This is a genomic window from Desulfobulbus rhabdoformis, from assembly GCF_016919065.1.
Lineage (GTDB): Bacteria > Desulfobacterota > Desulfobulbia > Desulfobulbales > Desulfobulbaceae > Desulfobulbus > Desulfobulbus rhabdoformis.
This window is the reverse complement of record NZ_JAFFQA010000013.1, coordinates 16242-42694: the sequence shown is the minus strand read 5'-3', so window position 1 is coordinate 42694 and position 26453 is coordinate 16242. Positions and strand designations below refer to the sequence as shown.

At 47.9% G+C, this 26453-nt stretch carries 22 protein-coding genes; 19 read left to right on the top strand and 3 right to left on the bottom strand.

The genetic code is table 11. From position 1 onward, the window contains the following. Position 1 precedes the first annotated feature (1 nt). The 13 genes from JWJ90_RS08910 (at position 2) to JWJ90_RS08850 (ending at position 13718) form a co-directional block, all read left to right on the top strand. The gene (locus JWJ90_RS08910; RefSeq protein WP_205226872.1) at positions 2 to 829 is read left to right on the top strand and encodes an ABC transporter permease; all 828 of its coding nucleotides are present in this window, start codon (positions 2 to 4) and stop codon (positions 827 to 829) included. 12 nt (positions 830 to 841) lie between these two features. Further along, positions 842 to 2113: an ABC transporter ATP-binding protein gene (locus JWJ90_RS08905; protein ID WP_205226871.1), complete on the top strand. Its 1272-nt coding sequence runs from the start codon at positions 842 to 844 to the stop codon at positions 2111 to 2113. After that, positions 2110 to 2811, top strand: a complete 702-nt coding sequence (locus tag JWJ90_RS08900; RefSeq protein WP_205226870.1) for an FkbM family methyltransferase — start codon at positions 2110 to 2112, stop codon at positions 2809 to 2811. Before JWJ90_RS08905 ends, JWJ90_RS08900 begins: the two co-directional genes overlap by 4 nt. 2 nt (positions 2812 to 2813) lie before the next feature. Continuing rightward, entirely contained in the window at positions 2814 to 4694 is a 1881-nt protein-coding gene (gene asnB / locus JWJ90_RS08895) for an asparagine synthase (glutamine-hydrolyzing) (protein ID WP_205226869.1), read from the top strand. A 121-nt stretch (positions 4695 to 4815) separates the two neighbouring features. Beyond that, positions 4816 to 5613 (top strand): sulfotransferase family protein, encoded by a 798-nt coding sequence (locus tag JWJ90_RS08890; RefSeq protein ID WP_205226868.1) that lies wholly within the window; start codon positions 4816 to 4818, stop codon positions 5611 to 5613. Positions 5614 to 5675: 62 nt separating this feature from the next. After that, a complete protein-coding gene (locus JWJ90_RS08885) occupies positions 5676 to 6656 on the top strand; it encodes a glycosyltransferase family protein (protein WP_205226867.1) in 981 nt (326 codons plus the stop codon). A gap of 98 nt (positions 6657 to 6754) precedes the next feature. After that, complete coding sequence (locus JWJ90_RS08880) at positions 6755 to 7594, top strand: class I SAM-dependent methyltransferase (RefSeq protein WP_205226866.1); 840 nt, start codon at positions 6755 to 6757, stop codon at positions 7592 to 7594. Between the two features lie 2 nt (positions 7595 to 7596). Then, a complete protein-coding gene (locus JWJ90_RS08875; protein ID WP_205226864.1) occupies positions 7597 to 8901 on the top strand; it encodes a glycosyltransferase family 4 protein in 1305 nt (434 codons plus the stop codon). A gap of 110 nt (positions 8902 to 9011) precedes the next feature. Then, positions 9012 to 9962: a glycosyltransferase family 2 protein gene (locus JWJ90_RS08870; RefSeq protein WP_205226862.1), complete on the top strand. Its 951-nt coding sequence runs from the start codon at positions 9012 to 9014 to the stop codon at positions 9960 to 9962. Between the two features lie 118 nt (positions 9963 to 10080). After that, positions 10081 to 11031: a glycosyltransferase gene (locus JWJ90_RS08865; RefSeq protein WP_205226860.1), complete on the top strand. Its 951-nt coding sequence runs from the start codon at positions 10081 to 10083 to the stop codon at positions 11029 to 11031. Between the two features lie 25 nt (positions 11032 to 11056). Next, positions 11057 to 11455, top strand: coding sequence for an FAD synthase family protein (locus JWJ90_RS08860; RefSeq protein ID WP_205226938.1), 399 nt, complete (start codon positions 11057 to 11059; stop codon positions 11453 to 11455). After that, positions 11452 to 12702, top strand: a complete 1251-nt coding sequence (locus tag JWJ90_RS08855; RefSeq protein ID WP_205226858.1) for a CDP-glycerol glycerophosphotransferase family protein — start codon at positions 11452 to 11454, stop codon at positions 12700 to 12702. The genes JWJ90_RS08860 and JWJ90_RS08855 overlap by 4 nt, the downstream gene beginning before the upstream one ends. Further along, on the top strand, positions 12699 to 13718 hold the full coding sequence (locus JWJ90_RS08850; protein ID WP_205226857.1) for a glycosyltransferase family 4 protein: 1020 nt from the start codon (positions 12699 to 12701) through the stop codon (positions 13716 to 13718). The genes JWJ90_RS08855 and JWJ90_RS08850 overlap by 4 nt, the downstream gene beginning before the upstream one ends. A gap of 9 nt (positions 13719 to 13727) precedes the next feature. Here the strand turns inward: JWJ90_RS08850 and JWJ90_RS08845 are convergent, their stop codons facing one another. The 3 genes from JWJ90_RS08845 to JWJ90_RS08835 form a co-directional block, all read right to left on the bottom strand. Next, positions 13728 to 14951: a glycosyltransferase gene (locus tag JWJ90_RS08845; RefSeq protein WP_205226856.1), complete on the bottom strand. Its 1224-nt coding sequence runs from the start codon at positions 14949 to 14951 to the stop codon at positions 13728 to 13730. A gap of 1 nt (position 14952) precedes the next feature. Further along, a complete protein-coding gene (locus tag JWJ90_RS08840; RefSeq protein ID WP_205226854.1) occupies positions 14953 to 15819 on the bottom strand; it encodes a glycosyltransferase in 867 nt (288 codons plus the stop codon). Between the two features lie 288 nt (positions 15820 to 16107). After that, positions 16108 to 16944 carry a cytidylate kinase-like family protein gene (locus JWJ90_RS08835; protein WP_205226853.1) on the bottom strand — a complete coding sequence of 279 codons (837 nt, stop codon included), beginning with the start codon at positions 16942 to 16944 and terminating at the stop codon, positions 16108 to 16110. Positions 16945 to 17862: 918 nt separating this feature from the next. Between JWJ90_RS08835 and JWJ90_RS08830 the strand changes: the two genes are divergently transcribed. The 6 genes from JWJ90_RS08830 to JWJ90_RS08805 all read left to right on the top strand — a co-directional run bounded on the left by JWJ90_RS08830 (position 17863) and on the right by JWJ90_RS08805 (position 26453). After that, positions 17863 to 19044 (top strand): iron-containing alcohol dehydrogenase, encoded by a 1182-nt coding sequence (locus JWJ90_RS08830; protein WP_205226852.1) that lies wholly within the window; start codon positions 17863 to 17865, stop codon positions 19042 to 19044. 606 nt (positions 19045 to 19650) lie between these two features. Then, entirely contained in the window at positions 19651 to 22368 is a 2718-nt protein-coding gene (locus JWJ90_RS08825; RefSeq protein WP_205226851.1) for a molybdopterin-dependent aldehyde oxidoreductase, read from the top strand. A 142-nt stretch (positions 22369 to 22510) separates the two neighbouring features. Further along, positions 22511 to 24811, top strand: a complete 2301-nt coding sequence (locus tag JWJ90_RS08820; protein WP_205226850.1) for a pyridine nucleotide-disulfide oxidoreductase/dicluster-binding protein — start codon at positions 22511 to 22513, stop codon at positions 24809 to 24811. After that, positions 24808 to 25017, top strand: coding sequence for a DVU_1557 family redox protein (locus tag JWJ90_RS08815; protein WP_205226849.1), 210 nt, complete (start codon positions 24808 to 24810; stop codon positions 25015 to 25017). Before JWJ90_RS08820 ends, JWJ90_RS08815 begins: the two co-directional genes overlap by 4 nt. A 14-nt stretch (positions 25018 to 25031) precedes the next feature. Then, positions 25032 to 25766 (top strand): DVU_1556 family methyltransferase, encoded by a 735-nt coding sequence (trsM, locus tag JWJ90_RS08810; protein ID WP_205226847.1) that lies wholly within the window; start codon positions 25032 to 25034, stop codon positions 25764 to 25766. Positions 25767 to 25997: 231 nt separating this feature from the next. Then, positions 25998 to 26453, top strand: a complete 456-nt coding sequence (locus tag JWJ90_RS08805) for a DVU_1555 family C-GCAxxG-C-C protein (RefSeq protein WP_205226846.1) — start codon at positions 25998 to 26000, stop codon at positions 26451 to 26453.

The window sequence follows — 26453 nt, the reverse complement described above, 5'->3', positions numbered from 1 at the left end:
CATGAACGAAAAATTTGACCTGATCCTGGAGCCTGGCGGCGGTATCCGCCATTATTGGCGCGATATATGGAAATATCGTGAACTCTTCTTCTTCCTGGCATGGCGCGATATCCTAGTCCGCTATAAACAGACGGCCATCGGTATTGCCTGGAGCGTACTTCGCCCTTTCCTGACCATGGTAGTATTCACCATTGTGTTCAACAAACTGGCAAAATTACCATCAGATGGGATTCCCTATCCAGTGATGGTGTATGCTGCTATGCTGCCTTGGCAGTTTTTCGCCAATACGCTTGCAGAAAGTTCCAATTCCCTTATCGACAACCAGAATCTCCTGACAAAGGTATACTTTCCGCGCCTGGTCATGCCAGCCAGTTCGGTTATCGTCTCGCTGATTGACTTTTTCATATCACTGGTCATATTAGCCGGGTTAATGTTGTGGTACGGCTTTCTTCCCGACTGGCACGTTATCCTCTTGCCGTTATTTCTCTTCCAAGCCCTCCTGTTTGCCTTTGGCTGCGGACTGTGGATTTCAGCCCTCAATGTGCAATACCGTGATTTTCGTTATGTCGTCCCTTTTCTTATCCAATTTGGACTCTACATTTCACCGGTCGGCTTCAGCAGCAGTATCGTACCGGAACAATGGCGAATGTTCTATGCGTTCAATCCGATGGTAGGAGTAATAGAAGGCTTCCGCTGGGCAATCACCGGAAAAGAAGCGATGATTTACTGGCCGGGATTTTTGCTTTCACTGGTTTTGATTGGGATGATTCTGACTAGCGGCTTCTGGTGGTTCCGCCGCATGGAACGCACCTTTGCCGATGTAGTGTAGTGAGGCTGCTATATGACAACAGTAATTCGTGTCGAAAACTTAGGAAAAAAATACACCCTGCACCACCAGCAGCGTGAATCCTATACTGCCCTGCGAGATGTGCTGGCCAGTGGGATTTCCTCTATCGGCCAGAGTCTTCTTCATCCTTTTCAAAAATCTTTGCCAGACCGGCAAATTAAGGAACAATTTTGGGCACTCAAGGATATCTCATTTGAAGTTAAGGAGGGCGACCGAATCGGAATCATCGGGCGTAACGGCGCAGGGAAATCGACCCTTCTGAAAATTCTTAGTCGCATTACCGAGCCAACCAGTGGACGGGTCAAAATTAAAGGTCGTGTAGCCAGTCTCCTGGAGGTAGGCACTGGCTTTCATCCAGAACTTACCGGTCGGGAAAACATTTTCCTCAATGGCGCAATTTTGGGAATGAGTCGGTCCGAAATCAAAAAAAAATTTGATGAGATTGTTGACTTTGCCGAGATTGAAAAATTTCTCGATACACCAGTAAAACGCTATTCCAGTGGCATGTATGTGCGTCTCGCTTTTGCAGTGGCTGCACATCTAGAACCGGAGATCCTAATCGTCGATGAAGTGCTTGCAGTGGGGGATGCGCAATTTCAAAAGAAATGCTTGGGAAAGATGGGAGAGGTAGCACAAGGAGGCAGGACAGTATTATTCGTTAGCCATCAAATGGCAGCAATACAGAATCTTTGCGATCGTGTTCTGGTTTTAAATTCTGGAAAAATACAATTAATCGCCGAAACAAAAGTTGCAATAAATTCATATTTATCCACCATGTCCGTTGAAGACACCGACAACAACTTAGAATATATGAAAAGAAGTGGAAACGGATTGGTTAGACTGGCATCTTTTCACATGGAGAACGAAAAAGGTGTATATATTAAGTCTATATGCAGTGGAGATTCCTTATTATTGGTATTCACTTGCTTATCCACAATACAGTTATCTATAAAAAATGTAAGTATTGGTTTTTCGATCCACAATAGCCTCGGCGATACTCTATCTGTATTTTACAGTCATTATGCAAATGTTCTTTTTGACTTTGATTCAGATGGGGTTATCAAATGCAAGATAGATGATTTTCCATTCTCTCCCGGCCAGTATCATATTGCTGCGAGAGTACTTGCAGATGGAGCTGAAGCAGACTGGCCCAAAGGTTTTATTGGTAGAATTGACGTAGAGGCTGGTGATTATTACAAATCTGGAAAATATGGCGATGCAGGCGTCGGTCCTGTTTTGATAAGGGGATGTTGGTCACTATCATGAATATCGCATTCCGCATCAAAAAACTTGCGATCAAGATCAGAGAACCTTTCTTGCCTGAAACAAAGTGGTCCAGAAAGAGCTTTTCTCAGGAAGGAGAGGATCTGGTTTTGAACAGATTCTTCGAGGGGAAGGGTGAAAAAAACGGTTTCTATATCGACATCGGAGCTCATCACCCCATCCGCTTCTCAAACACATACTTGTTTTACCGAAACGGATGGAGGGGAATCAACGTGGATGCCACCCCTGGCAGCATGAATATTTTTAAAAGATTAAGACCTGAAGATATAAATCTCGAATGTGCCATATCTGATTCCAGAGGTAAGCTTCCATACTATATGTTCAAGGAGCCTGCCTTAAATACATTTTCTAGTGAGCTGGCAGAAAAGTACATCAATAGAGGCCAGCCACTACTGACTCGACAAGACCTGGAGCTTCAGACCTTGGGCAACCTGCTCGACGAAAATTTAAAAAGTAACCAAAAGATCGATTTCATGTCGGTTGACGTCGAAGGATATGATCTACAGGTTCTTAAGGCGAATAACTGGGAGAAATACAGACCGACCATAATCCTGATTGAGAGTCTCGACTTCGATCTGAACGATCCCCAAAAAACAGATCTGTATGTATTCCTTGTCGACAAAGGTTATTCCCTTTTTGCCAAAACTATCAACACTCTTTTCTTCAAACTGTCAGACTGACCATGTGTGGTATTTTCGGATATCTTGGAAACATTACGGACGAACTGGCCAGAACCTGTACCGATAGGATGGCCCACCGCGGGCCGGACGATTCCGGCCTCTGGCAGGATGTAGGGATTACCCTGGGCCATCGCCGCCTGGCCATCCTCGACCTGTCCGAGCAAGGTAAACAGCCGATGTCCTACGGTGAGGACCGTTATTGGATCACTTTCAACGGCGAAATCTATAATTTCATTGAACTCCGGGGGATACTGAAAAAGGATGGCTATTCCTTCCGGAGCGATTCAGATACCGAAGTGATCCTGGCCGCCTATATCCGGTGGGGCGAAAGCTGCCTGGAAAAATTCAACGGCATGTGGGCCCTCGCCATCTGGGACCGACAGGAGAAGGAACTGTTCCTGAGCCGTGACCGCTTCGGCAAAAAGCCCTTATTCTACACTGCACTGCCGAATGGTTTCGCTTTCGCCTCGGAGATGAAGGCGCTCTTTCCCCTGCTCAATGCAGTCCGGCCGAATATCGCCCTGGTCAAGGACCACTCCCGAATATTCCGTTACGAGGCCACCGACGAATGCGTTATCAAAGGGATAAAAAGGTTCCCAGCGGGCTACTACGGACGGGTACGAGACGATCGGTTCTCCCTTGAGCGTTACTGGTGTACCCTCGACCACTTAATTAAAGCCCCGTCCCGATATGAAGAACAGGTCGAAATGTTCCGGGAACTTTTCATGGACGCCTGCCGGATCCGCATGCGCAGCGACGTGCCGATCGGCACTGCTCTGAGCGGCGGCTTGGACTCGAGTGCGACGATCTCGGCGGTTGCTGACATATCCCAGCATCAGCCCGGCACCCGGCTCAGTTCCGACTGGCAGCACGCCTTTGTTGCTTCCTTTCCCGGAACCCCGCTGGACGAGACCGAATACGCCAAAATGGTTACTGATCATCTTGGGATCGAGGCGACCTTCCTGGATATTGACCCGCTCAAGGCGCTGGACCGCCTTAGTGAGTATTTCTACCTATTCGAGGACCTCTATATAACCTCGCCGATTCCCTTCATGCTCACCTATGGCGCCATGCGGGAGCATGGGGTCAAGGTCACGCTGGATGGTCACGGCGCCGATGAATGCTTTGGAGGTTACCGGTTTGACTTTATCGAAGCACTGGCTGATGCGGGCTGCAATTTTCACAAGGCGAAGATGGTCCTCGACACCTATTATGACTCCTTTTCTGCCGATGCATTGCGGCACAATGCCGAACTTCCGGCAAAGCCCCGCTTCTGGCTGAGATATCAGGCCAAAAGGTTCCTTTCGCTCCTGTTGAAAAGAAAAGGCCAATCATCGTTGTATATCCACCACCCCGAATATGGCAGGCTGGACAATCTGACCACACTGTTGCATCAGCGGACTCATGAAACCATCCTGCCGACGCTTCTCCGGAACTATGACCGCTATTCAATGGCCAATGGTGTAGAAATTCGCATGCCCTTCATGGACCACCGGATAGTTTCCCTGGCCTTCTCACTGCCCTGGACTTCGAAGATCCGAAACGGCTACTCAAAGGTGATCATTAGGGATGCGGCTTCCGGCCTGATGCCGAAAAAAGTTGCATACCGGAAATCAAAGATCGGTTTCAACTCACCGATCGTCCAATGGATGCAAGGACCGCTTAAACAATTCCTGCTTGATACGATCAATTCCCAAACTTTTAAAACATCCAACCTTGTAGAATCAGATGAAGTAGCAACATTAATAAAGAAGGTCATCTACGACCCAAAGGCGCTATTCACGGATGGGGAAAAGGCCTGGACAAAATTCAGCCCTTATTTATGGGAACAGGCCGTTTTGAGAAAGCCCCCCCCCCAGGGAAGGAAACCAAGGATCAGTTAATGAGTGTGGGTAAGTCATACATGCAAAGAAGGTGAACACAGCCCGTTCGCGTAGATTTAAGAACTTGCTTTTCAGAAAAGGCTTTTTCCACAAAAATCCTTATTCATCAAAAAAGTAACGCATGAAACCTAAACAATTTGCTAAGAAAATCATCAAAAATGCCTTTGCTTGCGGCAAAGCAATTGTGGAAGAATCCAAATATCGTAGACTCACCCAAAATTATGATATCCAAGGATACAAGCGAGTCTACTTGGTTCACATACGCAAAACTGGAGGAACCTCATTAAACAAAATGTTTTTGTCTTTGTCGGGAGAGGACCCGAATCACCTGTATGCCAAACTGGCTCAATCATTTGACCATCGCCTTCTTGCCAACGGATTGATTTATGTAGGCTGGAATGTAAAATACATCGACAAGGGAACATACTTCTACGCGTTTTCTCATACGCCTTATCACAAGCTTTCCCTTCCCGATAAAACATTTACGGTCTCTTGTTTTAGAGATCCTGTAAAACGTTTGATATCACACTACAACATGCTCATGGATTTTTCTGTAAACAAGATTGCTCATCCATGTATGGCAACTGAGGGGAAATGGCTTGGAAGTGATTTCGATGCGTTTCTGTCGAAAATCCCCAGGGAACAATTACTTAATCAACTTTATATGTTTTCCTCTAATTTCGATATTAACGAAGCTGTATCTAATGTAAGAAAACTGTCCCACTTCTTTTTTAGTGATAATTTCAATAAAGGCGTTGATGAACTGAATAATAAAACAGGGTTAAGTCTTGGGGCGATGCACATTCGTAAAGCTAGATATCAAGTGCAAGTGTCTGACGACAGTCTGGCTGCTCTCAGGGAGATGGTTCACGATGAGTATCGTTTTCTGGATAAAATTCGAGAGTCTCAAAATGGATGATAAGTTACCCGCTGGATGATTCCCGAGGTAGTATTTATTATTTAATCAGAAGGTGAAAGTTCATGACAAAGACTTCCCCTCCTCTCGATCCACTGAATACTGCGGTTTTGTTTCTGGTATTCAATCGACCAGAAACTACCGTGCGTGCTTTAAAGGCGATTCGGAAAGCCAAGCCGCTCCGTTTGTACGTTGCAGCCGATGGTCCACGCAAGGAACGTGAGGGGGAACCAGAGCGTGTGGCAAAAACGAGGGAGATTGCGACCGCAGTGGATTGGCCGTGCGAGGTAAAGAAGCTGTTTCGGAAAGATAATTTAGGCTGCAAAAATGCTGTTAGCAGTGCAATCACCTGGTTTTTTGAGCATGAAGAGCAGGGAATTATTATTGAAGACGATTGCGTCGCGCATCCGGACTTTTTCACATTCTGCGACGGCCTGCTTGAACGCTATGCGGAAGATGAGCGGGTATGGGTAGTGACTGGCAACAATTTCCAGGATGGCCGCAAGCACGGCGATTCTTCCTACTATTTCTCTAAATATAACCACTGCTGGGGTTGGGCAACTTGGCGACGTGCCTGGCAGCATTATCAAGGAGACTTGCCCTTCTGGCCGCAGTGGCAGGATTCGAACGACTGGCTCAAAAAGACGCCAGATCAGTTGGAAAGACGCTACTGGAACACTATCTTCGATCAGGTGATGGCTGGGGCAATTGACTCATGGGCCTATCTCTGGACAGCGAATGTTTGGCATGGTGGTGGGTTAACCGCAACACCAAATGCGAATTTAGTAACAAATATTGGTTTTGGGCCCGATGCAACCCATACCTTAACCGCCACCGAGCAAGATGGTGTGCCAACGCAGCCATTAGGCCCACTCACCCATCCAAGCCTTATAGAGCAGGATCGGCACGCGGATCAGTATGTCTTTGACCATCACTTTGGAGGGATTCATCAACGGTTGCATCGGCGGATGATCGACCTTCCGAAGCGTATTATCCGCTTCGCTTTGAGAATAATACGACGGAGATCTGAAAAGCCCTTAATCTGAAACGAACGCCCTATTCTGAAATAGATTCCCCAAACATCCTGAAAAAATAAAAGAAATATCTGTATAGGAAATTATTGATTGGAACTTTAAGCATATATATGACTAATCCACAACCGAAGATCGTTGAATTAGTAGCTAACCTGCCACTTATCGACAAAGATGGCCCTTGGCTTGAAGCAATTTCGAATCGCTACAACAATCATTATCCAACATTGGAAGAAATCTGGCAGTTGATGGACGAAGTTTGGGACGACCTAGGCTGTGATTCACAAGTTATGGATGAGCGTGTCACAGCTTTTTATCAGCATCCCGTCTGGCTGCTAAATGGGTTATTTATTGAGCAGCACGATCTCAGCTTGGAGAATCGCCGTAATTTTGTCAGCTGGGTTGCCGCTCAAAACCCGAAACGTGTCGCAGATTATGGTGGGGGGTACGGCACTTTAGCGCGGATGATTGGTGTAACTTGCCCCGGTGCCGAAGTAGAAGTTATTGAACCGCATCCGCATCCGGCAGCGATCAAGTGTGCGGCAGCGACAGAAAATGTTCGTTATCAGACTGAATTAACTGGTGAATATGATGTTCTGATCGCTACCGATGTCTTCGAGCACGTCCTTGATCCACTGAGCCTGGTTGAGGCTACCGCTCACCATCTGCGATTGAATGGGCGCTACCTAATTGCCAACTGTTTTTGGCCCGTTATCAAATGTCACCTGCCGCAAACCTTTCATTTTCGATATTCCTGGGATAGTACACTGGCCGCGATGGGATTGTCACCGCAAGAACGGGTCGCCTATGGACGCGCCTTCAATCGGCAGGGTGACTTGGTCGTCGAATCAGCGCGAGTTACAGAGAGGCGCTCGCAGCTCATCTTTCTCTGGTTAGAGCGTTTGCCCAAACGACTACGGCATCGTCTAGCGCGTGCAATCTGGAGCTCTTAGATATGGATTCGCTGTTACGCCCTGTTTCTCAAATGCGCATTCTACACGTCAATCACTCTGATATGATCGGGGGGGCCGCTCGAGCGGCTTTCCGTATTCATCGCAGCCAGGTAGCGGCAGGGATCGCTTCACGCATGCGCGTTATTCAACGGATTGGCGATGACAGTCTGGTTCAGGGGGGGGCGGCAAGCGGAAGTGGTCCGATCAGCCAACGTTTCCGGAAGCTTATGGCCCGGTTACTCATGCACGGATTTCACACGACCAACCCGATCATCCATTCTGCAGCTTGGCCCGATTCCCGCTTGGGTCGGGAATTAAATGCCAGTGATGCAGATATTTTAAACTTACACTGGCTTGGGCCAAACACCTTATCAGTGGCGGAGGTTGGCCACCTCACGAAGCCCGTTGTCTGGACTCTGCATGATATGTGGGCCTTCTGTGGTGCCGAGCATTACGGTGGCGACGGTCAGAATGCTCGTTTTCGTGTTGGCTACAGGCAGGACAACTGTCCCCCCGAAGAGCGCAGAAAAGACCTCAATCGGTCTGTTTGGTCGCGCAAACGTCGACACTGGCGCAAACCGATGCACATCGTCTGCCCGAGCCGTTGGCTTATCGACTGCGCGCGGGAGAGTGTTCTGTTTGGTGATTGGCCTATCGAGGTTATCCCGAATCCGATCGATTCCGATCAATGGCACCCTGTACCAAAAGCTGTGGCACGGGCGGCACTCGGCCTTGATCCAACTGCACGGTTGGTTCTTCTCGGCGCACCAGGCGGACTCACGGATCCCCGTAAAGGTGGAGATCTGGCACTCGATGCCCTCACCCGTATTGCATCTGGCCCTTCTGCTCCAGATGGCCTAGTGATTTTTGGCCAGTCTGAAGCTGCAAAACATGCCGCGTTGCCCTTGCCTACCCACTTTCTGGGACGATTACAAGACGACCTGAGCTTGATACTGGCCTACAGCGCGGCGGATGTATTTGTCGTCCCCTCCCGCCAAGATAATTTACCGAACACAGCCATTGAGTCACTCGCCTGCGGAACGCCGGTGGTCGCCTTTAACATCGGTGGGCTACCGGACATTATCACCCATGAGCAGACCGGCTGGCTAGCAGCCCCCTTCGACACGGAGAACTTGGCCCAAGGAATTCGTTGGGTGTTAGCCGCTCCCAAGCGGTATGCCCGACTGTGCGAACAGGCGCGTTTAGATGCGGTGCAACGATTCGCTTACCCGGTAGTCGCCGAGTGTTATCGTAAGCTCTACGAGCAAGTTCTCGCTGCAGACGAACGGAAAGAATGTCAAACTTAACGATACTAGCAAAATCGGTAAGCATAGACGTTGGGCATGCTATTTATTAACGGCACCAACATATCGCTAAAAAAACGTTGCGCAGTTAGCAGCAACATTGCGAGTTATCCATGGGATTATTGAATATACTTCCTCCACCTCCATCAAAAAAAATAAATTGGCCTTGGACTAGAGAATCAAATCAACATGCTCCTAAAAAAATTGATGGTGGGAACTGGCCACGTATCAGCATCGTCACCCCTTCTTATAACCAAGGATGTTATATCGAGGAAACAATTCGCTCGGTCTTGTTGCAAAATTATCCAAACCTTGAGTACATAATCATCGATGGTGGAAGCACAGATGAATCAGTCGAAATCATTAAAAAATACGAGCCTTGGTTGACGTATTGGGGCAGCGAGCCGGATAGAGGCCAGAGTCATGCGATCAATAAAGGCTTTGCTCGGTGTTCTGGCGATATATTAGGATGGTTGTGCTCAGATGATATCCTGCTTAATGGCTCACTCGAGTTCGTTGCAAACAACATGAAACTTGATTCTTCCTGCTGGATGATTGGCGGGGTTAAAGGCTATGATGAACGAAGCGGAGTGACTTTTTGCCGGCCCATTCCCCAGTCATTCGGCATGATCAATTTTCTGCTTTGGCAATCGATGTCCATAGCGCAGCCTTCGGTTTTTTGGACTCGTCATTTGCTGGATGTTACGGGTAGCCTTCATGAAGACCTTCACTATTGTATGGATCAAGATTTGTGGCTGCGATTCTTTCGTGTTGTCCCCCCAACGTTCGCAGGTTGTTATCTCTCACGTTATCGCCGCCATGAAAACGCAAAGACCACCTCCTACAGCCATCATTATCAAAAATTATTAACGGAATCTTCCTCTTGGCTTTTGGATGTCTTAAATCAAGAATCTCATGGTTCCCGTCGCACCGAGACTGTTGAAGCTCTAATGGAAATGCAACGACGAGCCATCGCTTGGCAAAGACTAAAAGAACATATCGTCATTGGACGAATATTAAAGTGGTGGCAAAAATTCATTAACCACGAACTGCCAACCAGGTAGATGCAATTCCATACCTCCTGACCTCAATATCATGACTACGCTAATATGAATATGATTCTAATATGCTCGCATCCGCAATAACTTGAAATGTAATGACAAATTATAACATTTTCTGACAATGATGAATATAGCCCCTCTAGTATCGGTTATCCTTCCGGCTTGGAATGCCTCCCGTACAATTCAAGCGGCAATTAACTCCGTACTCCAACAAAGTGTTTTTGATCTTGAGTTAATTGTCTGCAACGATGCCTCCACCGATACAACGGAAAAATTGGTTCAGGAAGTCAACGATCCCCGCATATTCATTATCAACAATCAGATGAACATGGGCCCCGGTCAAGCGCGTGATCAGGCAATCAGTCTTGCACGTGGACAATGGGTGGCTTTAACTGATGCAGATGACATCTGGGCACCTGATCGATTGGAGAACATGATTAATGCAGCCAATTCCCGTGATGATGTGCTCGTTTTTGATGATACCTTGGAGTGCCATGATGCGCCCGCAGGCCTGGTTCCCTGGAGAAGAATCTATGGCCCCCATGCTTTTGGCGCAAACGGCAAGGATCCGGTTTCCGTTTCTTTTGCAAATTTCATCCTGCAACCTCGTTCATTGATACATCCTCTACTGCCACTTAGTTTCATACGAAAATTCCAGCTTTGCCACTCTACTCGAATTTTTTTTGAAGATACCGAATTTTACCTCCAATTAATCGAACGTGGTATAAAATTAATCTATATTCCCAAGGCAATGTACTATTACCGATTGACTCCTGGCTCCCTGTCAGCAGAACATGCCTATCCCGAATGCAAACTTGAAGTCTTCATGCAGGCAAATACGCGCATGCAACTGACAGCACACAACAGAGCCGCACTTGAAAAAAAAATTCATATGATCAAGCGAGAATTGCAGTATTTTCCGTTCTTAAAAACTCTGAAAATGAAGCAGTGGGGGCTAGCGATCAAACTGCTCATCAAACAACCTTCTCTTTTTACGGAATTCCTGGTACGGCTTTACACAAGCGTCCCATACCAAATCCAGCGTTTGCGACATCAAACAAAGCAGCGATAACTTGATACGATTTCAGGGAACTAATATGAAACGAGTTATCACTTTTGGCACCTTCGATGTTTTTCATCTTGGACACCTCCGGATACTGCAACGCGCAAAGGAGATGGGTGATTACCTCATTGTCGGTATGTCAACCGATCATTTGAATTTTTCCAAAAAAGGAAAATATCCTGTGTACAGTGAAGAGGAACGAATGGAGATAATCAAAAGTATCCGCTATGTGGATGAAGTCTTTTATGAAGAATCGCTTGAACGTAAAGGGGAGTACCTGAAAAAATATCGAGCGGATATACTGGTAATGGGAGATGATTGGAAGGGAAAATTCGACGTATACTCAAGCTTGTGCCAGGTTATTTATCTACCACGCACACCATCCATTTCAACAACGCAGATCATTGAAAAAATCCAAAAACCATGTCAATGAATAAAGTTCTCTGGCGGGAAACATATCGTTTTTTTGCTCTTATCTTTTCGGCATTATTGGCAAATATGATTTTTCTTCCTCTTGCGTTCCTTACTCCAAAGAAGAAAAACCGTCTTGTTATTATTGGGCGGGGAAACGGGTTATTCAGTGACAATGCCAAACATTTTTTTCTCTTTCTTCAAGAAAAAAAGGATCCCGTTTTTTCAGCAACATTCCTCTCCTCATACAGAAACACCATTCAGCAGATGCGGGGGTACTCCTTACCCTGTCTCTTTTACCCAGGTCTTCGCGCTCTTTACCAACTGCTTACAGCGGAATATGTCGTGATGGACAGCGCAGAATGGATAAGTGGAGGGAAATTTCAACTTTCCAGCCACAGTAAACTCATCCAATTATGGCATGGCATCCCCCTTAAAGAGATTGAGCTCCCCCTACATCGGCGCAGACTCAAACAGCTTGGATTTTTTCCCCGCTGGATTTTGCGCATCCAAAAAAGAATCATTGGACGCTATCCAAAATACCATCTGCTGTTATCCACATCGAAATATATTACTCAAACAGCATTCTCGTCCGCCTTTCGTGCTAAATATTTTGCTGAACTTGGTTACCCCAGGAACGATGTTCTTTTTCAGGGACAAAAGAACATGCGCAAAAGCTCACCAATCTGGATTAACTGTGACCTTGAAACCATAGGAATCATCGAGACTGCTCGTTCTGATGGGAATAAAATTTTTCTTTACGCACCCACATTCCGTTCCGACCTCAGTTCTCCTTTTTCAGAAAATATATTAAGTTTGCAGTCTCTAAACGATTTTGCAAGCAAGAATAACATGTTGTTTGTCATGAAGCTCCACCCGCTCATGGTTCAGCAGTTTAAAGATAAAAACACAACCAATATTATTCATTATGCACCAGATTGTGATATCTATCCGGCACTCTCTCTTTTCGATGGTTTGATCACGGATTTTTCATCAATCTATTTTGATTATCTCCTTCTGGACAGGCCTGTCTATTTTTTTCCTTATGACATGGACCATTATATCGCAGATGAGAGAAAACTGCTTTTTGCCTATGAGGAAATGACCCCAGGACCCATCGTCATGAATCAGGCTGCATTGCAGGCAAGTTTAGTTGAACCTGATACAAAGGATTGGGCTTTACAAAGAAAAGTAGTTCGGGAAAAAGTTTTTGAACATTGCGATGATCAGGCCAGCCAGAGGATTTATGATTTTATCAGAGCAACATGAAGATTGTAAGTCCCATGGCAACCGGGAATGGGGCCTATATTATTCATAAAGCATTGGAAGATAAAATCGTCGGTTATCAAGTCAAGAGCTATCCTCCAAAGCTGACCTATGTGCCGTTCTTCTTAAAAAAAGCCGTCAACACCAAAAACGCAAACTTAATCCATACAACGCCTGATTACGCCTGTTTTTTTCAACATCGCACCACTCCTTCAATCATTACATTTCACAATTATATCCTTGACCCTTGGATGACTCCGTACAGCAGCCTGCTACAAAACATCCATTACAAAACCGACCTGCGGCTCTTCACTAAACTGGCGGTTACCAAGGCTAATGTTATTACAGCGGTCAGCCGATTTACTGCCGAACTGGCCAGAAAAGATTTACCCACAAATATACCAATCAAAGTGATATACAACGGTGTTGATCATAATTTTTTTAGACCGACAACACCTAAAAAAAACTACCCCAAAAAAATCATAAAAGTTTTGTTTTGTGGCAACCTAACCCAAAGAAAAGGAGCACAGTGGCTTATTCCGATAGCTAATAGCCTCAAACCTAACATAAAAATTATATATACGGCGGGGCTGCGCACCCGCAATTCGCTTCCCAGTCATCCGCAGCTTGATTGCCTGGGCGCCATCCCACACCAGGCAATGCCCGCCATCTACCAATCTGTTGACATTTTGTTGTTTCCTACAGTCAGAGAGGGCTACGGGCTGGCAGCAGCCGAGGCAATGGCCTGCGGATTGCCTGTGGTTGCTACCGACTGTTCCTCATTGCCGGAATTGATCGATGAAGGACAGGGTGGTTTTTTGTGCCGCATGGGAAATGTTAGCGAATTTGCCGAGAAGATTCAGCTATTGGCGGATAATCCTGCTCAACGTTATGAAATGGGTGAATACAATCGGTCTAAAATTGAAGAGAGGTTTACGGTTGATCGGATGGTAAGGCAATATACTGAACTTTTTGAGAAGACATTGGAAAACTCTAAACATTTTACTAAAAACTCTTAAATCAGGGACTCATTTCAACAACGCCATATTTAAAGCTTTTTTGTATTGATCAGCGATCCTCCTCCAATCATATTTTCTTATAACCAGCTCCCTTGCTCGGATTCTCAAGCCTGTGTAGCTTTCGATGCTTTTAGTGGTATGAATAATTTTTTCAGCCAAAAATTTCACATCACCTGCTGGCACGAGAAATCCTGTTTTTTCATCTGTAATGATGTCCTCAATCCCCCCGACGTTCGTTCCTATTACCAGACAACCACTCATAACAGCCTCGACAAAAGTCAGTCCAAACCCTTCGGAATCTCCACCTTCAGCCTTAACAGAAGGCCCAATAAATATATCGGCTGTTGCATAATAGGAAGGTAATTCTTTGTTTGGAACTCCACCGGCAAAAATAATGGCATTTTCAAGACCACGTTGGCACACTCTAAGACGCAAATGATGCTCCAATTCTCCACTCCCCACAATAAGCAGTTTTGCTTCAGGGACGTTTTTAGTCACAGTGGTCATGGCGTCAACAAGGTTCGAAACCCCTTTTTTTTCAGTCAAACGACCAACAAAAAGTAGGAACGGTCCATAAATCCCATAACGTTTTCTAATCACTTCATTGCGCATTTCTGGCGTGAAAAGTGAAGAATCGACCCCCATAGGGATGATGGAAGGCTGCTCATAACTTCTTGTATCGCTGCTGAGTACCTCAGCAAGAGCTTCGCTGACAGTTAAAACCGTATCAGCCTCTTTGACGACCTGTTTTTTTAAGGCAATGACAAGAGGCGAGCGTAGAGCAAACACATCAGCCCCATGCGCAGTTATGATCACCGGAATATTGAACAGCTTTTTTAATACGATAGCCCAAAGCCCTTGAGGGATTAACCAGTGAGCATGTATTATGTCAGGATGTTTATTATAGACTAGCCAAATAAGTGAGCACAGCTGTGATGCAAGAAATAGCGGAAGAAGGAAGATGTAAATTTTATTTTTCCGTAGTTTAGGAACAATCCCTCGCCCACCTGCTAACCGCTCAAAAGGGGCAAAGAAATATCGAAATCGGTGAACATGTATACCATCCATCTGTTCTTTCACAGACGCCCCTGGATAATGCGGCGCATGAACAGTGACATCAAAAGAAGAAGTCAAGCGCTTTGAAAGCTCATAAACAAAAGGTGGATCGGTATCATTTTTCCAACGCGGAAATGTTGTTGTTAAAACAAGTAATTTTGGTTTATGCCTGTCCACACTACTCAACCCTATCATAACGCATCTGACTGATTTGCTCCGCAACCAGTCCGATCATAAAAACGATAATAGCACTGTTAAATAACAGTGCAGACATGTTCGTAAAACGCCCAAAGTTTATGAAGGTGTACGCGTAATACAGTATGCCCGTCAAAAAAAAGAAGAAGCTGATTGGCAGAAACACCCGAAACGGAGAAAAGAGTGTCGCGATCTTCGTGATAATCAAAAAAAATCGTGTTCCATCACGGAGCAGTTTAATTTTACTTTTTCCTTTTCTAGCTTTTGCCTGAATAGGAACATACTTGACACTGCGACCACTACGAAGGTAGCCCAGGGTTAACGTTGAAGGGTAGGAAAAAGTATTAGGAAGGAGATAGATAAACTGCTTAGCTACCGATAGGCGCACCACGCGAAAACCTGAAGTTAAGTCCTGTACTTTAAAACGGGTAACGTACGAGGCAAATTTGTTGTACAACCAGTTCGCTAGGTCTCTGTGAACACTTGTTTCCGACTGCGAGGTTCTTGCCCCAACTATCATATCGAATTTGTCTTTATGTTCAAGGAGCCTAGCAATATCTTCGGGCTGATGCTGACCATCGGCATCCATCATCAACACCCATTCTCCCTGGGCGCAACGAAGGCCGGTTTTAATGGCGGCACCATTGCCTATATTATAGGGGTGTGGCCAGACATTGGCACCGGCGATCATAGCCACCTGCATGGTATTGTCTGTTGAGCCGTCATCCACAACCAGAACTTCAAAATCAGGATGCAGTGCTCTTATTTTTTCGATGGTGCGACCGATACTGCCCTCTTCATTATAGGCGGGCAGGAGCACCGTCACTTCATATTTCTTTTTTTGCTCCACAGGGGTGCTCCGTTTTTGATTAAGATGATATATAGGCAACGAAACTGGCGCGCCGATAAATCCGTACGGATTTACGATTAATTTTGGGAAGTTTAAAGTAAAATGAGCTGTAAAAGCAAAGGGTTTCGTCTCCGGGATGGATTAATCGTGAATCACCAGAGAGAAACCCTTTTGTTCTCACCCTATATTGCACCTGAATCCGCTAGTCTCATCGACACGTTGCTCAACGACCACGAGCCGTTACGGATTCACAGTTTTCAAGGCTTTAACCGATAGGTCAATATATGCCTAATCAATATTGTGAAAAGGATTCACATGTTGACCGTGGCTTCGTTTTTTATCGGTAATGATGACGTTTTTCACACCATCGACATTACGAATCATCGCTTCAACCCGCTTCAAGAGATCTGGATCAGCTCGTAGCACCTCGCCGATATTATCGAGGGTAACCACGCCATCATCAACACAGCACTCAAGCAGGAGCGAGTAATTGATCAACAGTGAGTTAACCTTGGCACAGAGCACCTGATTCTCCAAAATTTTGGTTGCTTCAGGTGTTGTCTGAAACACAGGTTTCTGCAAGGTCTGATAGATAAGATCAACCGCGTCATCAACGGTCAGTTTATCGATGAGGATAACCATATCATAGAGACGGCTATCCCAGGTATCGATACCATAAAGTTTTACGCCCCAACGGCGACGCTCTTCATCATCTTTATGAAGGATATTTACCGCATCTTTCTGAGAGACATTATCCCGCCGCATGACCTCGGCAACCCGGTCTTCCATGCTGGCCAGGACACGCACCTTGAGGACATGGGGGATATGACGCAAAAAATACTGCCCCGCCAAACCATGATAGACAATATTATCTTCCTGAACGTGTTTAAGCAGAGCATACTGATAATAACTAATGTATCTCTCTTTGCCATGACGGAACCGCTCCAAAATGGAGGGCGAGTCATGAATGGCACGAATCAGGTTAATCTCTGGAATGTTAAATTCCTCAGAGGCTTCCAGTAAAATTTCTCGTGACACGCAGCTGTAATTCAATTTTTGCGCAAGCTTTTCAGCAACGCATTTACCCCGGCTATAAGACCCCCGAGAGATGGAAACAATAGGCATGAAGTTTCTCCGTGGTTGGGTTGAGGTGTTGCTTCGACATTCTTTCTCAAGAGTGTGTCGACAACGAAGTCAGCTTAGAGTTGAGCGTAACTAGTGCCCATCCAGAAACGGTCTTTTTGCCCAATTTCGGCGTTATGCTCAAATTTTTATCCTCGGAATATCGTCTATATGCCTGCGGTAAAATTTTTCACATGCCTTGAACTTGAACAAAAATCCTCATTTCTAGAGGGACACTACCTAAGAGCCGCATACAACGATTACATAAAAAATATACCATACCTCACCGGTTTCAATCAATTTTATTACATTAAACAGATATTTCTTCTCTCTTGCTTGCACACCGTCTCGCCCGGACCAGAGGTATCTCCCAACCACAACAACGCCGCCACCAGGAGGGGATACAAAACACAACCTATTGATATGTTAATATAAAAATGTAAAAATCCATCAGCTCAATACCGAAAAATTAAGCACTTGGACATTTTGCCCCACACTCTTCACGTGACGTAGCATTATGACCCATATTATCGTAACCCTCTGAATTAAAACCATAAAAAAGCATCCTCTTCCTTCAGTTCCCTCAAGCCCCTTGGCCATCGGCTTACGCAAGACTCAATATGCCCCGCCTGCTCTTCCCAAGGACTATTTTCTTCGCCCCTCCCCCTTTGGGACATTTTAGCCGCTCCCCTCCACTCTTCAGTGTCAACTTGACACACCAAAATCCATCGTTGTCATTTTTGGTCACATCAAGGAAGTATTTTACCAATATTTCCCCTGCAAGGAGCAATAATCACCTGAATCGCCATCCTGGCACAGGCTTTGCCTATTGAAAACTGCGCGTAATCATTGGATCCAAAAGGATGAAAACTTTTTGCAGAACGTAGAAGAAACTCAATTTTAAAAAAGGATGGTTTCATTATGGCAGTTCGTGAAGAAGTATACGGTTATTTTATTCCTTCAGTAACCCTGATCGGTATTGGTGCTTCCAAAGAGATCCCTGCTAAAATCAAAGCGCTTGGCGGTTCCAAACCGTTGATCGTTACTGATAAAGGTATCACCGGCGCAGGCATCACCAAAGTTATCACCGATCTGCTGGATGCAGCCGGCATGGGTTATGTTGTCTATGACGAAACAATCCCGAACCCCACCGATAAAAACGTTCACGACGGCGTTGATATTTACCAAAAAGAGGGCTGTGACTCCCTGATCACCCTGGGCGGCGGTTCTTCCCATGACTGTGGTAAGGGTGTAGGTCTGGTTGTTGCCAACGGCGGCAAAATTCAGGACTTCGAGGGTGTGGACAAATCTACCAAACCCATGCCTCCGTACCTGGCAGTTAACACCACCGCTGGTACCGCTTCTGAGATGACCCGCTTCTGCATCATCACCGATCTGGCCCGCCACGTGAAAATGGCCATCGTTGACTGGCGCGTAACCCCGGGTATCGCTGTTGATGATCCTGAGTTGATGGTTGGCATGCCGCCTGCACTGACTGCTGCTACCGGCATGGACGCCCTCACCCACGCTGTTGAGGCATACGTTTCCACCATCGCTACCCCGATGACCGACTCTGCTGCAGAGAAAGCCATTGAGCTCATCGCTCAATATCTGCGCCCGGCAGTTGCAAACGGTGCTGACATCGAAGCTCGTGAAGGTATGTGTTTTGCTCAGTACCTCGCTGGTATGGCATTCAACAACGCCAGCCTTGGGCACGTACATGCCATGGCTCATCAGTTGGGTGGTTTCTATGATCTGCCCCATGGTGAGTGTAACGCAATTCTGCTGCCTCACGTTGAGAAGTTCAACCTGATCGCTAAAGTAGACCGTTTCGTTAAAATCGCTCAGCTCATGGGCGAGAACACCGAAGGTCTGGCTCCGCGTGATGCTGCTGAGCTGGCTCTGGAAGCCATTAAAAAGCTTTCCTCAGACATCGGTATTCCTGCCGGTCTGGTCGAGCTTGGTAAACGCTACGGTAAAGAGGTTAAGGCTTCCGATATCGACACCATGGTTGCCAACGCCCAGGTTGACGCTTGTGGTCTGACCAATCCGCGTCGCCCGAAAGACGCTGATGTTGCAGCTATCTACACCGCAGCACTGTAATCAAAAATATGCAGTAGCTTGACGTACAACCTGCGTCATAGGGATTCTCAAGGGGATGGTGAATCGCCTTCCCCATCCTCTTGAAACCCTCATTATTTCATCAGGTTATGAATTTTATGGGTGGTGATTGCACTGACTGGTCTTTTCCTCCCCTCTCCGAATTGACCATATGCTGCACCCACCACCCCAATGAATGCCGGTGGAGCCTGCCCCTGTTATCCCTGAACTTGGCCTGCGTGGGCTTCACCGGCCCCTTTACGAGTTACGCTGTGGTTGGCGTTGCGGGACGCTTATCGCGTCCCGCGTTTCTACACCTTGTAAACTTTGATTTGGAAGAGAGGCGCAGGGGCTTTACTCCTTGTGTCCCTGTGCCTCGATTCCTTATTGGCCAAGAGGTGCTCAAACAATGCAAACGTAACGCCACCAGAGTCTGAAGTGCGCGGTATTTGAGCAAAATGATTATTTTGCATGTCCGCACAAGCCAGACAGCACCGACTCGTTTTCACCGGCAGGAAAACGACTCTCTGTTGTCTGGCATTTTCTGTTTCTTCATTCAATACGGAAATCCCGTATTTGGTTCACTCACAAATTTCATGGGAGTCACTCATGCAGAAAAAGAAGTTGCTGGTGAACGGTATAGAGCGCACGGTTATGGCCGATAGCTCTGACCTGCTGTCCGATGTCATTCGTAAAAACCTGCACCTGACCGGAACCAAGGTTGGTTGCGGCAAAGGACAGTGTGGTGCTTGTAACGTAATTATGAACGGCAAGTTGATCCGTTCCTGTATTACTAAAATGAACCGCGTACCCGATGGTGCTTCCATCACCACCATCGAGGGAATCGGTACCCCCACTGCTCTCCACGCCCTCCAGGCAGCCTGGATGCTCCATGGCGCTGCACAGTGTGGTTTCTGTACACCTGGTTTCATTGTTTCCGCCAAAGCAATGCTGGACGAAAATGCTGATCCTTCACGTGATGAAGTCCGCGACTGGTTCCAGAAACACAAAAATGCCTGCCGTTGTACCGGTTACAAGCCGCTTGTTGATGCAGTCATGGATGCGGTTAAAGTGCTCAACGGCAAGATGACCATGAAGGACCTGGCCTATCAGCTGCCTGAAGACGGCAAAGTTCTCGGCACCTCCATGCCGCGTCCGAGCGCAACCGCTAAAGTTACAGGAACCTGGGACTTTGGAGCCGACCTGGCCCTCGGCCTTCCGGAAGACACTCTCCAGTGCGCTCTGGTTCAGGCAGAAGTTCCGCATGCAAACATTCTCTCCATCGACACCTCCGAAGCAGAGAAAATGCCTGGTGTATTCAAGGTTGTTACCCACAAAGACGTTCAGGGTAAAAACCGCATCACCGGCCTGATCACCTTCCCCACCAACAAGGGTGACGGTTGGGAGCGTCCGATCCTCTGTGACACCAAAGTATTCCAGACTGGTGACGCTATCGCCATTGTTTGTGCCGATACCGAGAAGAACGCCAAGGCAGCTGCTGCAAAAGTTAAAGTTGAGTTGGAAGAGCTGCCCGCGTACATGAGCGCACCTGCTGCCATGGAGCCGGATGCAATCGAGATCCATCCCGGCACCCCGAATATTTACTATATTCAGAAAGTGGCCAAAGGTGAGGAGACCGCGCCGATCTTTGAGAAAGCGGATGTAACCATTGAGGGTGATTACTACACCAGCCGTCAGCCGCATCTCCCCATCGAGCCTGATGTCGGCTTTGCTTACTATGCAGAAGATGGCAAACTGATGATTCACTCCAAATCCATCGGTCTGCACCTCCATCTCTACATGATCGCTCCTGGTCTTGGCGTTGAGCCTGAGAACATCGCCCTGGTGCAGAACAACACAGGTGGAACATTCGGTTACAAGTTCAGCCCCACCATGGAAGCTCTGGTTGGTGCCGCAGCCATGGCAACCAAACGTCCGGTCTACCTCTGCTACGATTACGCTCAACAGCAGGTCTACACCGGTAAACGTTCTCCGTTCTGGTCCACTGTCCGTCTTGCCTCCACCAAAGATGGCGAGCTCCTTGGTATGGAGACCGACTGGTCTGTTGACCATGGTCCTTACTCTGAGTTCGGCGATCTCCTGACTCTGCGCGGTGCTCAGTACATCGGTGCCGGCTACGACATCAAGAACATCCGTGGTGAAGGCCGTACCGTTGCTACCAACCATGCATGGGGTGCTGCTTTCCGTGGATACGGCGCACCTGAGTCCGAGTTCCCGTCTGAAATTCTCATGGACGAACTGGCTGAGAAACTGGGCATGGATCCCTTTGAGCTGCGCTACAAAAACGTGTATCGCAAAGGTTCCACCACCCCCACAGGTCAGGATCCTGAGGTATACTCCCTGCCTGAGATGATGGACAAGATTCGTCCCAAGTACGAAGAAGCCAAAAAACGCGTAGAAGCAGAGTCCACCGATGCCATCAAGAAAGGTGTTGGTGTTGCTATCGGTGTCTACGGTGCTGGTCTTGACGGCCCTGATACCTCTGAGTCTGATGTCGAGCTCAATGCTGATGGCACAGTCACCATCTATAACTGCTGGGAAGACCATGGGCAGGGCGCTGACATGGGTAGCCTCGCCATCGCTCACGAAGCGTTGCGTCCGCTTGGCCTCACCCCTGATCAGATCAAACTGGTGATGAACGATACCTCCATGTGTCCGAATTCCGGACCTGCAGGTGGTAGCCGTAGCCAGGTCATGACCGGTCAGGCCATCAAGGTTGGTTGTGAAGAGTTGGTTAAAACCATGACCAAGGACGATGGCTCGTTCCGCACCTATGACGAGATGGTTGCCGAGAACATCCCCACTAAGATCTTTGGTAAATGGACTGCACCAGCCAGCGATTGCGATGAGAACGGCCAGGGTAACCCCTTCTGCTGCTACATGTACGGCGTATTTCTGTCTACTGTTGCCGTAGAGGTTGCCACCGGTAAGACCAAAGTTGAGTCCATCTCCTGTGTTGCCGATATCGGAACCGTAGTAAACAAGCTGGTTGTTGATGGTCAGATCTATGGTGGTATGGCCCAGGGTATTGGTCTAGCTCTGACCGAGGATTTCGAGGACATTAAGAAACACTCCACCATGGCTGGTGCTGGTATTCCTTACATCAAAGATATTCCGGACGACATGGAGATTATGTACGTCGAATCCCCGCGTCCTGACGGCCCCTTCGGTGCCTCCGGTGTTGGTGAGATGCCGTTGACCGCTCCGCACTGCGCAGTTATCAACGCCATCCACAATGCCTGTGGCGCATGGTGTCGTCACCTTCCCGCATATCCGGAGAAGGTATTGGCTGCTATGCCCAAGTAATAATAGACACTCAGAAAAGGTCTTTTCTGAGTACTATTACTCATTAGGTAGCATTTGTAGTTGATGTAAAGAGAGGGAGGCAAGATAGAGACATCTTCGCCTCCCTCTTTTTGCTTAACCCCTCTTTTTACGCCAGCGTATCATGAACCAAATCCAGCTCAGAGAACTTGAATCCAAGTGTATCCAAGAAGAATACCCTTTTTGTAGTGCGGCTTGCCCGATTCACGTCGATGTTCGTGCCTTTATGGCATCTCTTGCCAAGGGCGATACTCGAGGTGCACGGCGTGTTCTTGATCGGACCATGCCCTTTCCAGAAATTCTGGGAAGAATCTGCGACCAGCCCTGCCGCAGCCAATGCAAACGGGTGGAAATCGATGCCCCACTGGCCATTGGAAGGCTGGAACAGTTCTGCGTTGGGGCAACCAACACCGTCATAAAATTGCCTAAACTGCCTTCTAAAGGAGGTAAATTTGCCATTCTCGGCGCAGGCCTCTCAGGAATGACCGCAGCACTGGACTTAAGCCGCAAAGGGCGCCCGGCAACCATTTTTACCAGCTCCGCTTCCCCTGGGGGCTCTTTGCAGCAGTTGGAAGAATCCATTCTCCCTGGAAAAGTTTTCGCCCATGCTCAGGAGATGCTTGCCCATTACGGCGTCGAGATACAAACCTCCATCAACATGAACCAGGAGAATATCACAGCGCTCGTTCATGAATACGATGCCGTGTACTGTGATTTGGATGATCTCGATCAAAGCCTGCTGCCCTTTGCTCCTAACACAGTAGATGCCATCACCCTGGCCACTGACCAGGCGGGATGCTTTGCAGGCGGAGGTAAAACTGCCGAAGGCTCTTTTTCACCAGTCTACCAGGCGGAACAGGGGCGACGAGCGGCCCTTTCCATTGAACGCTTTATTCAAAACGTGTCCATGACCGCCCAGCGCGAAAAGGAAGGTGCCTGTGCCACCCGTATGTACACCTCCATAGAGGGTATCGCGCCGACTGCTGAAATAACTCCTGGCGATGAACCTGCTGGATATACGGCAGAAGAGGCCAAGAACGAAGCTGGCCGTTGCATCCAATGTGAGTGCCTGGAATGTGTTAAACAGTGCGTCTATCTTCAGGAATACAAAGAATACCCCAAACCCTGGATCCGCAAAATTTTCAACAGCCAGACCATTGTTCAAGGAACCCGAGCTGCAAATAAAATGATCAATGCCTGCAGCCTCTGCGGCCAGTGCTCGGTTATCTGTCCCAATGATTTTCCTGTGGCCGAGGTCTGTCGCTCTTCACGTGTTGACCTGGTTGAAACCGGCCATATGCCGCCCTCGCCCCATGAGTTTGCCCTGGAGGATATGGAATTTAGTCTCAGTGACTACTGTGCGCTGGTTCGCCACCAGCCAGGAACAACCCGCAGTAGTTACGTCTTTTACCCTGGCTGTCAGCTTTCCGGTTCCAATCCCGAGGCGGTGAAACAGACTTATGCATTTCTTAGAGATACTTTGGGAGGTGGCGTTGGCCTGCTGTTAGGCTGCTGTGGCATACCTGCTCATTGGGCAGGACGCGATCAACTTTTTGCCGAAACCATGGAGGCCTTTACAAAGGATGTAGAGCGACTGGGCAATCCCACGGTTATCACCGCCTGCACCTCCTGCCTTTCGGTCTTCAAAGAATTTGTTCCAAACATGAACACTGTCTCACTTTGGAATATTTTGGACAAGGTTGATTTACCCACGCAGACGACAAAGCCTGCACGCGCCCTTACCTTGCATGATCCATGTACTACTCGCGAACAATCGGAACTTCGAGCCAGTGTACGTAGCCTTTGCGAAAAGCTTAAAATTGAGGTGGTTGAACACGACTTTACTGGAGAAACCACCGACTGCTGTGGCTATGGCGGCCTGATGCAGTATGCCAATAGAAAACTTGGAGAGAAAGCGGTCGCCCGCAAAGCAGAACGCAGTGAACTCGATGGCCTGGCCTACTGTGCCATGTGTCGGGATAATCTGGCCGCCCATGGACGCCCCGTTGCCCACCTGCTAGATTACCTTTTTGCCACGACCGAAGACGATCCGCTCAGTCGCACCAACCCTGGATACTCTCGGCGCCATGAAAATCGGGCTCGACTTAAAAGCGATCTGCTAGCCAATCTCTGGCAGGAAGAAACCATAGAGCGCCCAGCGCACACAGCAATCAAGATTCAACTCAACGCCGAGGTAGAGCAGCTCCTGAATAATAGGCTCATCCTGCTGGAGGATCTGCAGAAAGTCATTCATCACGCTGAAAACAGTGGAAGCTATCTGCTCAATCCCAACAATGGACACCGGCTGGCTAAATACCGTCCGATTCGAGTCACCTATTGGGTCAAGTATGAGCCGATTGAGGAGGGATTCCTTGTACACAACGGGTACAGCCACCGCATGATACTGCCGGAGGATCAAAAATGAGTCAGTTTTCCTTTGTCGAAGCCACCGACTGGCAATGTGCTGCCTGCAATCAACCGCTCGAGGCGACCAAAGTACAGGTCACCTACCTGAAATCCGCCTTTCATGTCGAGCTGATGACCTGCCCCAAGTGTGGCTTTACGCTTATCCCCGAAGACCTTGCAGTCGGTAAGATGCTGGAAGTGGAACAGTTACTGGAAGATAAATAGGGCATTAACGCACGATGAATTCATCCTGTCTTTTCCGTACCAGCACCCCACTGCCGCTCTATGAGCAGGAAGAACTGCACGCCCTCACAGGTGGCACGCTCAGGCCCGGTGGGATTGCACTCACACGTGAGTTGTTGCATTTTTGCCAGTTTGAGCCAGGTGCTCCGGTACTTGATATCGGCTGTGGCCCTGGCCATAGCCTCAACATGCTGGCCTGTGAATTTGATCTTCGTCCCACAGGTATTGACCCATCGTTTGCGATGCTGGCCAAGGCAAATAAGCTGGCCCCGATGGCAACCCTTTTCGAAGGAGTTGCCACCAATCTGCCCTGCGAGGATGCATCCTTTGATGGAGTGCTCTGCGAATGTGTCTTGTCTTTAACGACGAGCATGGAGCAAAGCCTCTCCGAAATGCACCGGGTATTGAAACCAGGGGGGCGACTACTGCTCAGCGATATTTACTGCAAACGGCTCTCATTCCAGGCACAGTTGCCCGAAATCAAGAGTTGTATTACCAGAGCACTTCCGCTGGAGCAGATCAGCGAAGGCCTCATTCAAGCCGGTTTTAGCCTGACACTTATCCAAGACCGATCCGAGCTGCTCAAACAACTCGCCGGTCAGATCATCTTCTCGTACGGCAGTCTGGAAAAATTCTGGGCCCTGTTTATGGATGCAGAGTCTGCGCAGCGCACCACCTGTGCTTTGGCCACAGCACCACTGGGATATTACGTGGTGGTTGCGACGAAGTGAATAATACTCAACTGAAATTTGTTGTTGGGTGAGCAGGTATCAAGGGGTGTTCACCCGTTATCTGGTTGATGCAATATTGGAGTTCCTTCGTCACCGCCAACCTACCACACTCCCCAGAGGCAAGTAGGTTGGTGGTGACGAAGGAACCCCAACGTAAAGAGGCTCTCCAATGATACTCGGCTGAGCCAACGTGGTGATCAAAATAAAAAAACACACCGAAGAAGAGGCAGCATGGACGATACAGCATTACGGGTGATGCAGCTCAACGCCCAAGGGTACTGCTGCAGCCAAATTATGATGCAACTGGCCCTGGATGACATGGGCGAAGAAAACCGGGCTCTCATTCGTGCCATGGCTGGCCTCTGCGAGGGGTCCGGCTGTGGAGATACCTGTGGTGTAGCCACTGGTGGAGCCTGTGTGCTTTCGCTGTATGCGGCTAAAGGCAGTGACGATGAGCTGCAGTTGGACAACTATCCCATCATGCTCTCCCAATTTATGGACTGGTTTAAAGCCAGTGCACATGAATGGGGCGGTATACGCTGTGAGGATATTGTTGCCTATCAGGGTGGTCGCAAGCCCGAGGTCTGCGGTGACATCATGCTGCGGGCTCGTGAAACCATACTCGCCATCTTAATGGAGAACGACATTGACCCCAGTCTGCCTCGAGACCAAGCAAACGGTTTTTAA

Coding starts and splice junctions, on each gene's coding strand:
- JWJ90_RS08910 (WP_205226872.1), top strand. CDS start 2: ATGAACGAAAAATTTGACCTGATCCTGGAGCCTGGCGGCGGTATCCGC.
- JWJ90_RS08905 (WP_205226871.1), top strand. CDS start 842: ATGACAACAGTAATTCGTGTCGAAAACTTAGGAAAAAAATACACCCTG.
- JWJ90_RS08900 (WP_205226870.1), top strand. CDS start 2,110: ATGAATATCGCATTCCGCATCAAAAAACTTGCGATCAAGATCAGAGAA.
- asnB (WP_205226869.1), top strand. CDS start 2,814: ATGTGTGGTATTTTCGGATATCTTGGAAACATTACGGACGAACTGGCC.
- JWJ90_RS08890 (WP_205226868.1), top strand. CDS start 4,816: ATGAAACCTAAACAATTTGCTAAGAAAATCATCAAAAATGCCTTTGCT.
- JWJ90_RS08885 (WP_205226867.1), top strand. CDS start 5,676: ATGACAAAGACTTCCCCTCCTCTCGATCCACTGAATACTGCGGTTTTG.
- JWJ90_RS08880 (WP_205226866.1), top strand. CDS start 6,755: ATGACTAATCCACAACCGAAGATCGTTGAATTAGTAGCTAACCTGCCA.
- JWJ90_RS08875 (WP_205226864.1), top strand. CDS start 7,597: ATGGATTCGCTGTTACGCCCTGTTTCTCAAATGCGCATTCTACACGTC.
- JWJ90_RS08870 (WP_205226862.1), top strand. CDS start 9,012: ATGGGATTATTGAATATACTTCCTCCACCTCCATCAAAAAAAATAAAT.
- JWJ90_RS08865 (WP_205226860.1), top strand. CDS start 10,081: ATGATGAATATAGCCCCTCTAGTATCGGTTATCCTTCCGGCTTGGAAT.
- JWJ90_RS08860 (WP_205226938.1), top strand. CDS start 11,057: ATGAAACGAGTTATCACTTTTGGCACCTTCGATGTTTTTCATCTTGGA.
- JWJ90_RS08855 (WP_205226858.1), top strand. CDS start 11,452: ATGAATAAAGTTCTCTGGCGGGAAACATATCGTTTTTTTGCTCTTATC.
- JWJ90_RS08850 (WP_205226857.1), top strand. CDS start 12,699: ATGAAGATTGTAAGTCCCATGGCAACCGGGAATGGGGCCTATATTATT.
- JWJ90_RS08835 (WP_205226853.1), bottom strand. CDS start 16,944: ATGCCTATTGTTTCCATCTCTCGGGGGTCTTATAGCCGGGGTAAATGC.
- JWJ90_RS08830 (WP_205226852.1), top strand. CDS start 17,863: ATGGCAGTTCGTGAAGAAGTATACGGTTATTTTATTCCTTCAGTAACC.
- JWJ90_RS08825 (WP_205226851.1), top strand. CDS start 19,651: ATGCAGAAAAAGAAGTTGCTGGTGAACGGTATAGAGCGCACGGTTATG.
- JWJ90_RS08820 (WP_205226850.1), top strand. CDS start 22,511: ATGAACCAAATCCAGCTCAGAGAACTTGAATCCAAGTGTATCCAAGAA.
- JWJ90_RS08815 (WP_205226849.1), top strand. CDS start 24,808: ATGAGTCAGTTTTCCTTTGTCGAAGCCACCGACTGGCAATGTGCTGCC.
- trsM (WP_205226847.1), top strand. CDS start 25,032: ATGAATTCATCCTGTCTTTTCCGTACCAGCACCCCACTGCCGCTCTAT.
- JWJ90_RS08805 (WP_205226846.1), top strand. CDS start 25,998: ATGGACGATACAGCATTACGGGTGATGCAGCTCAACGCCCAAGGGTAC.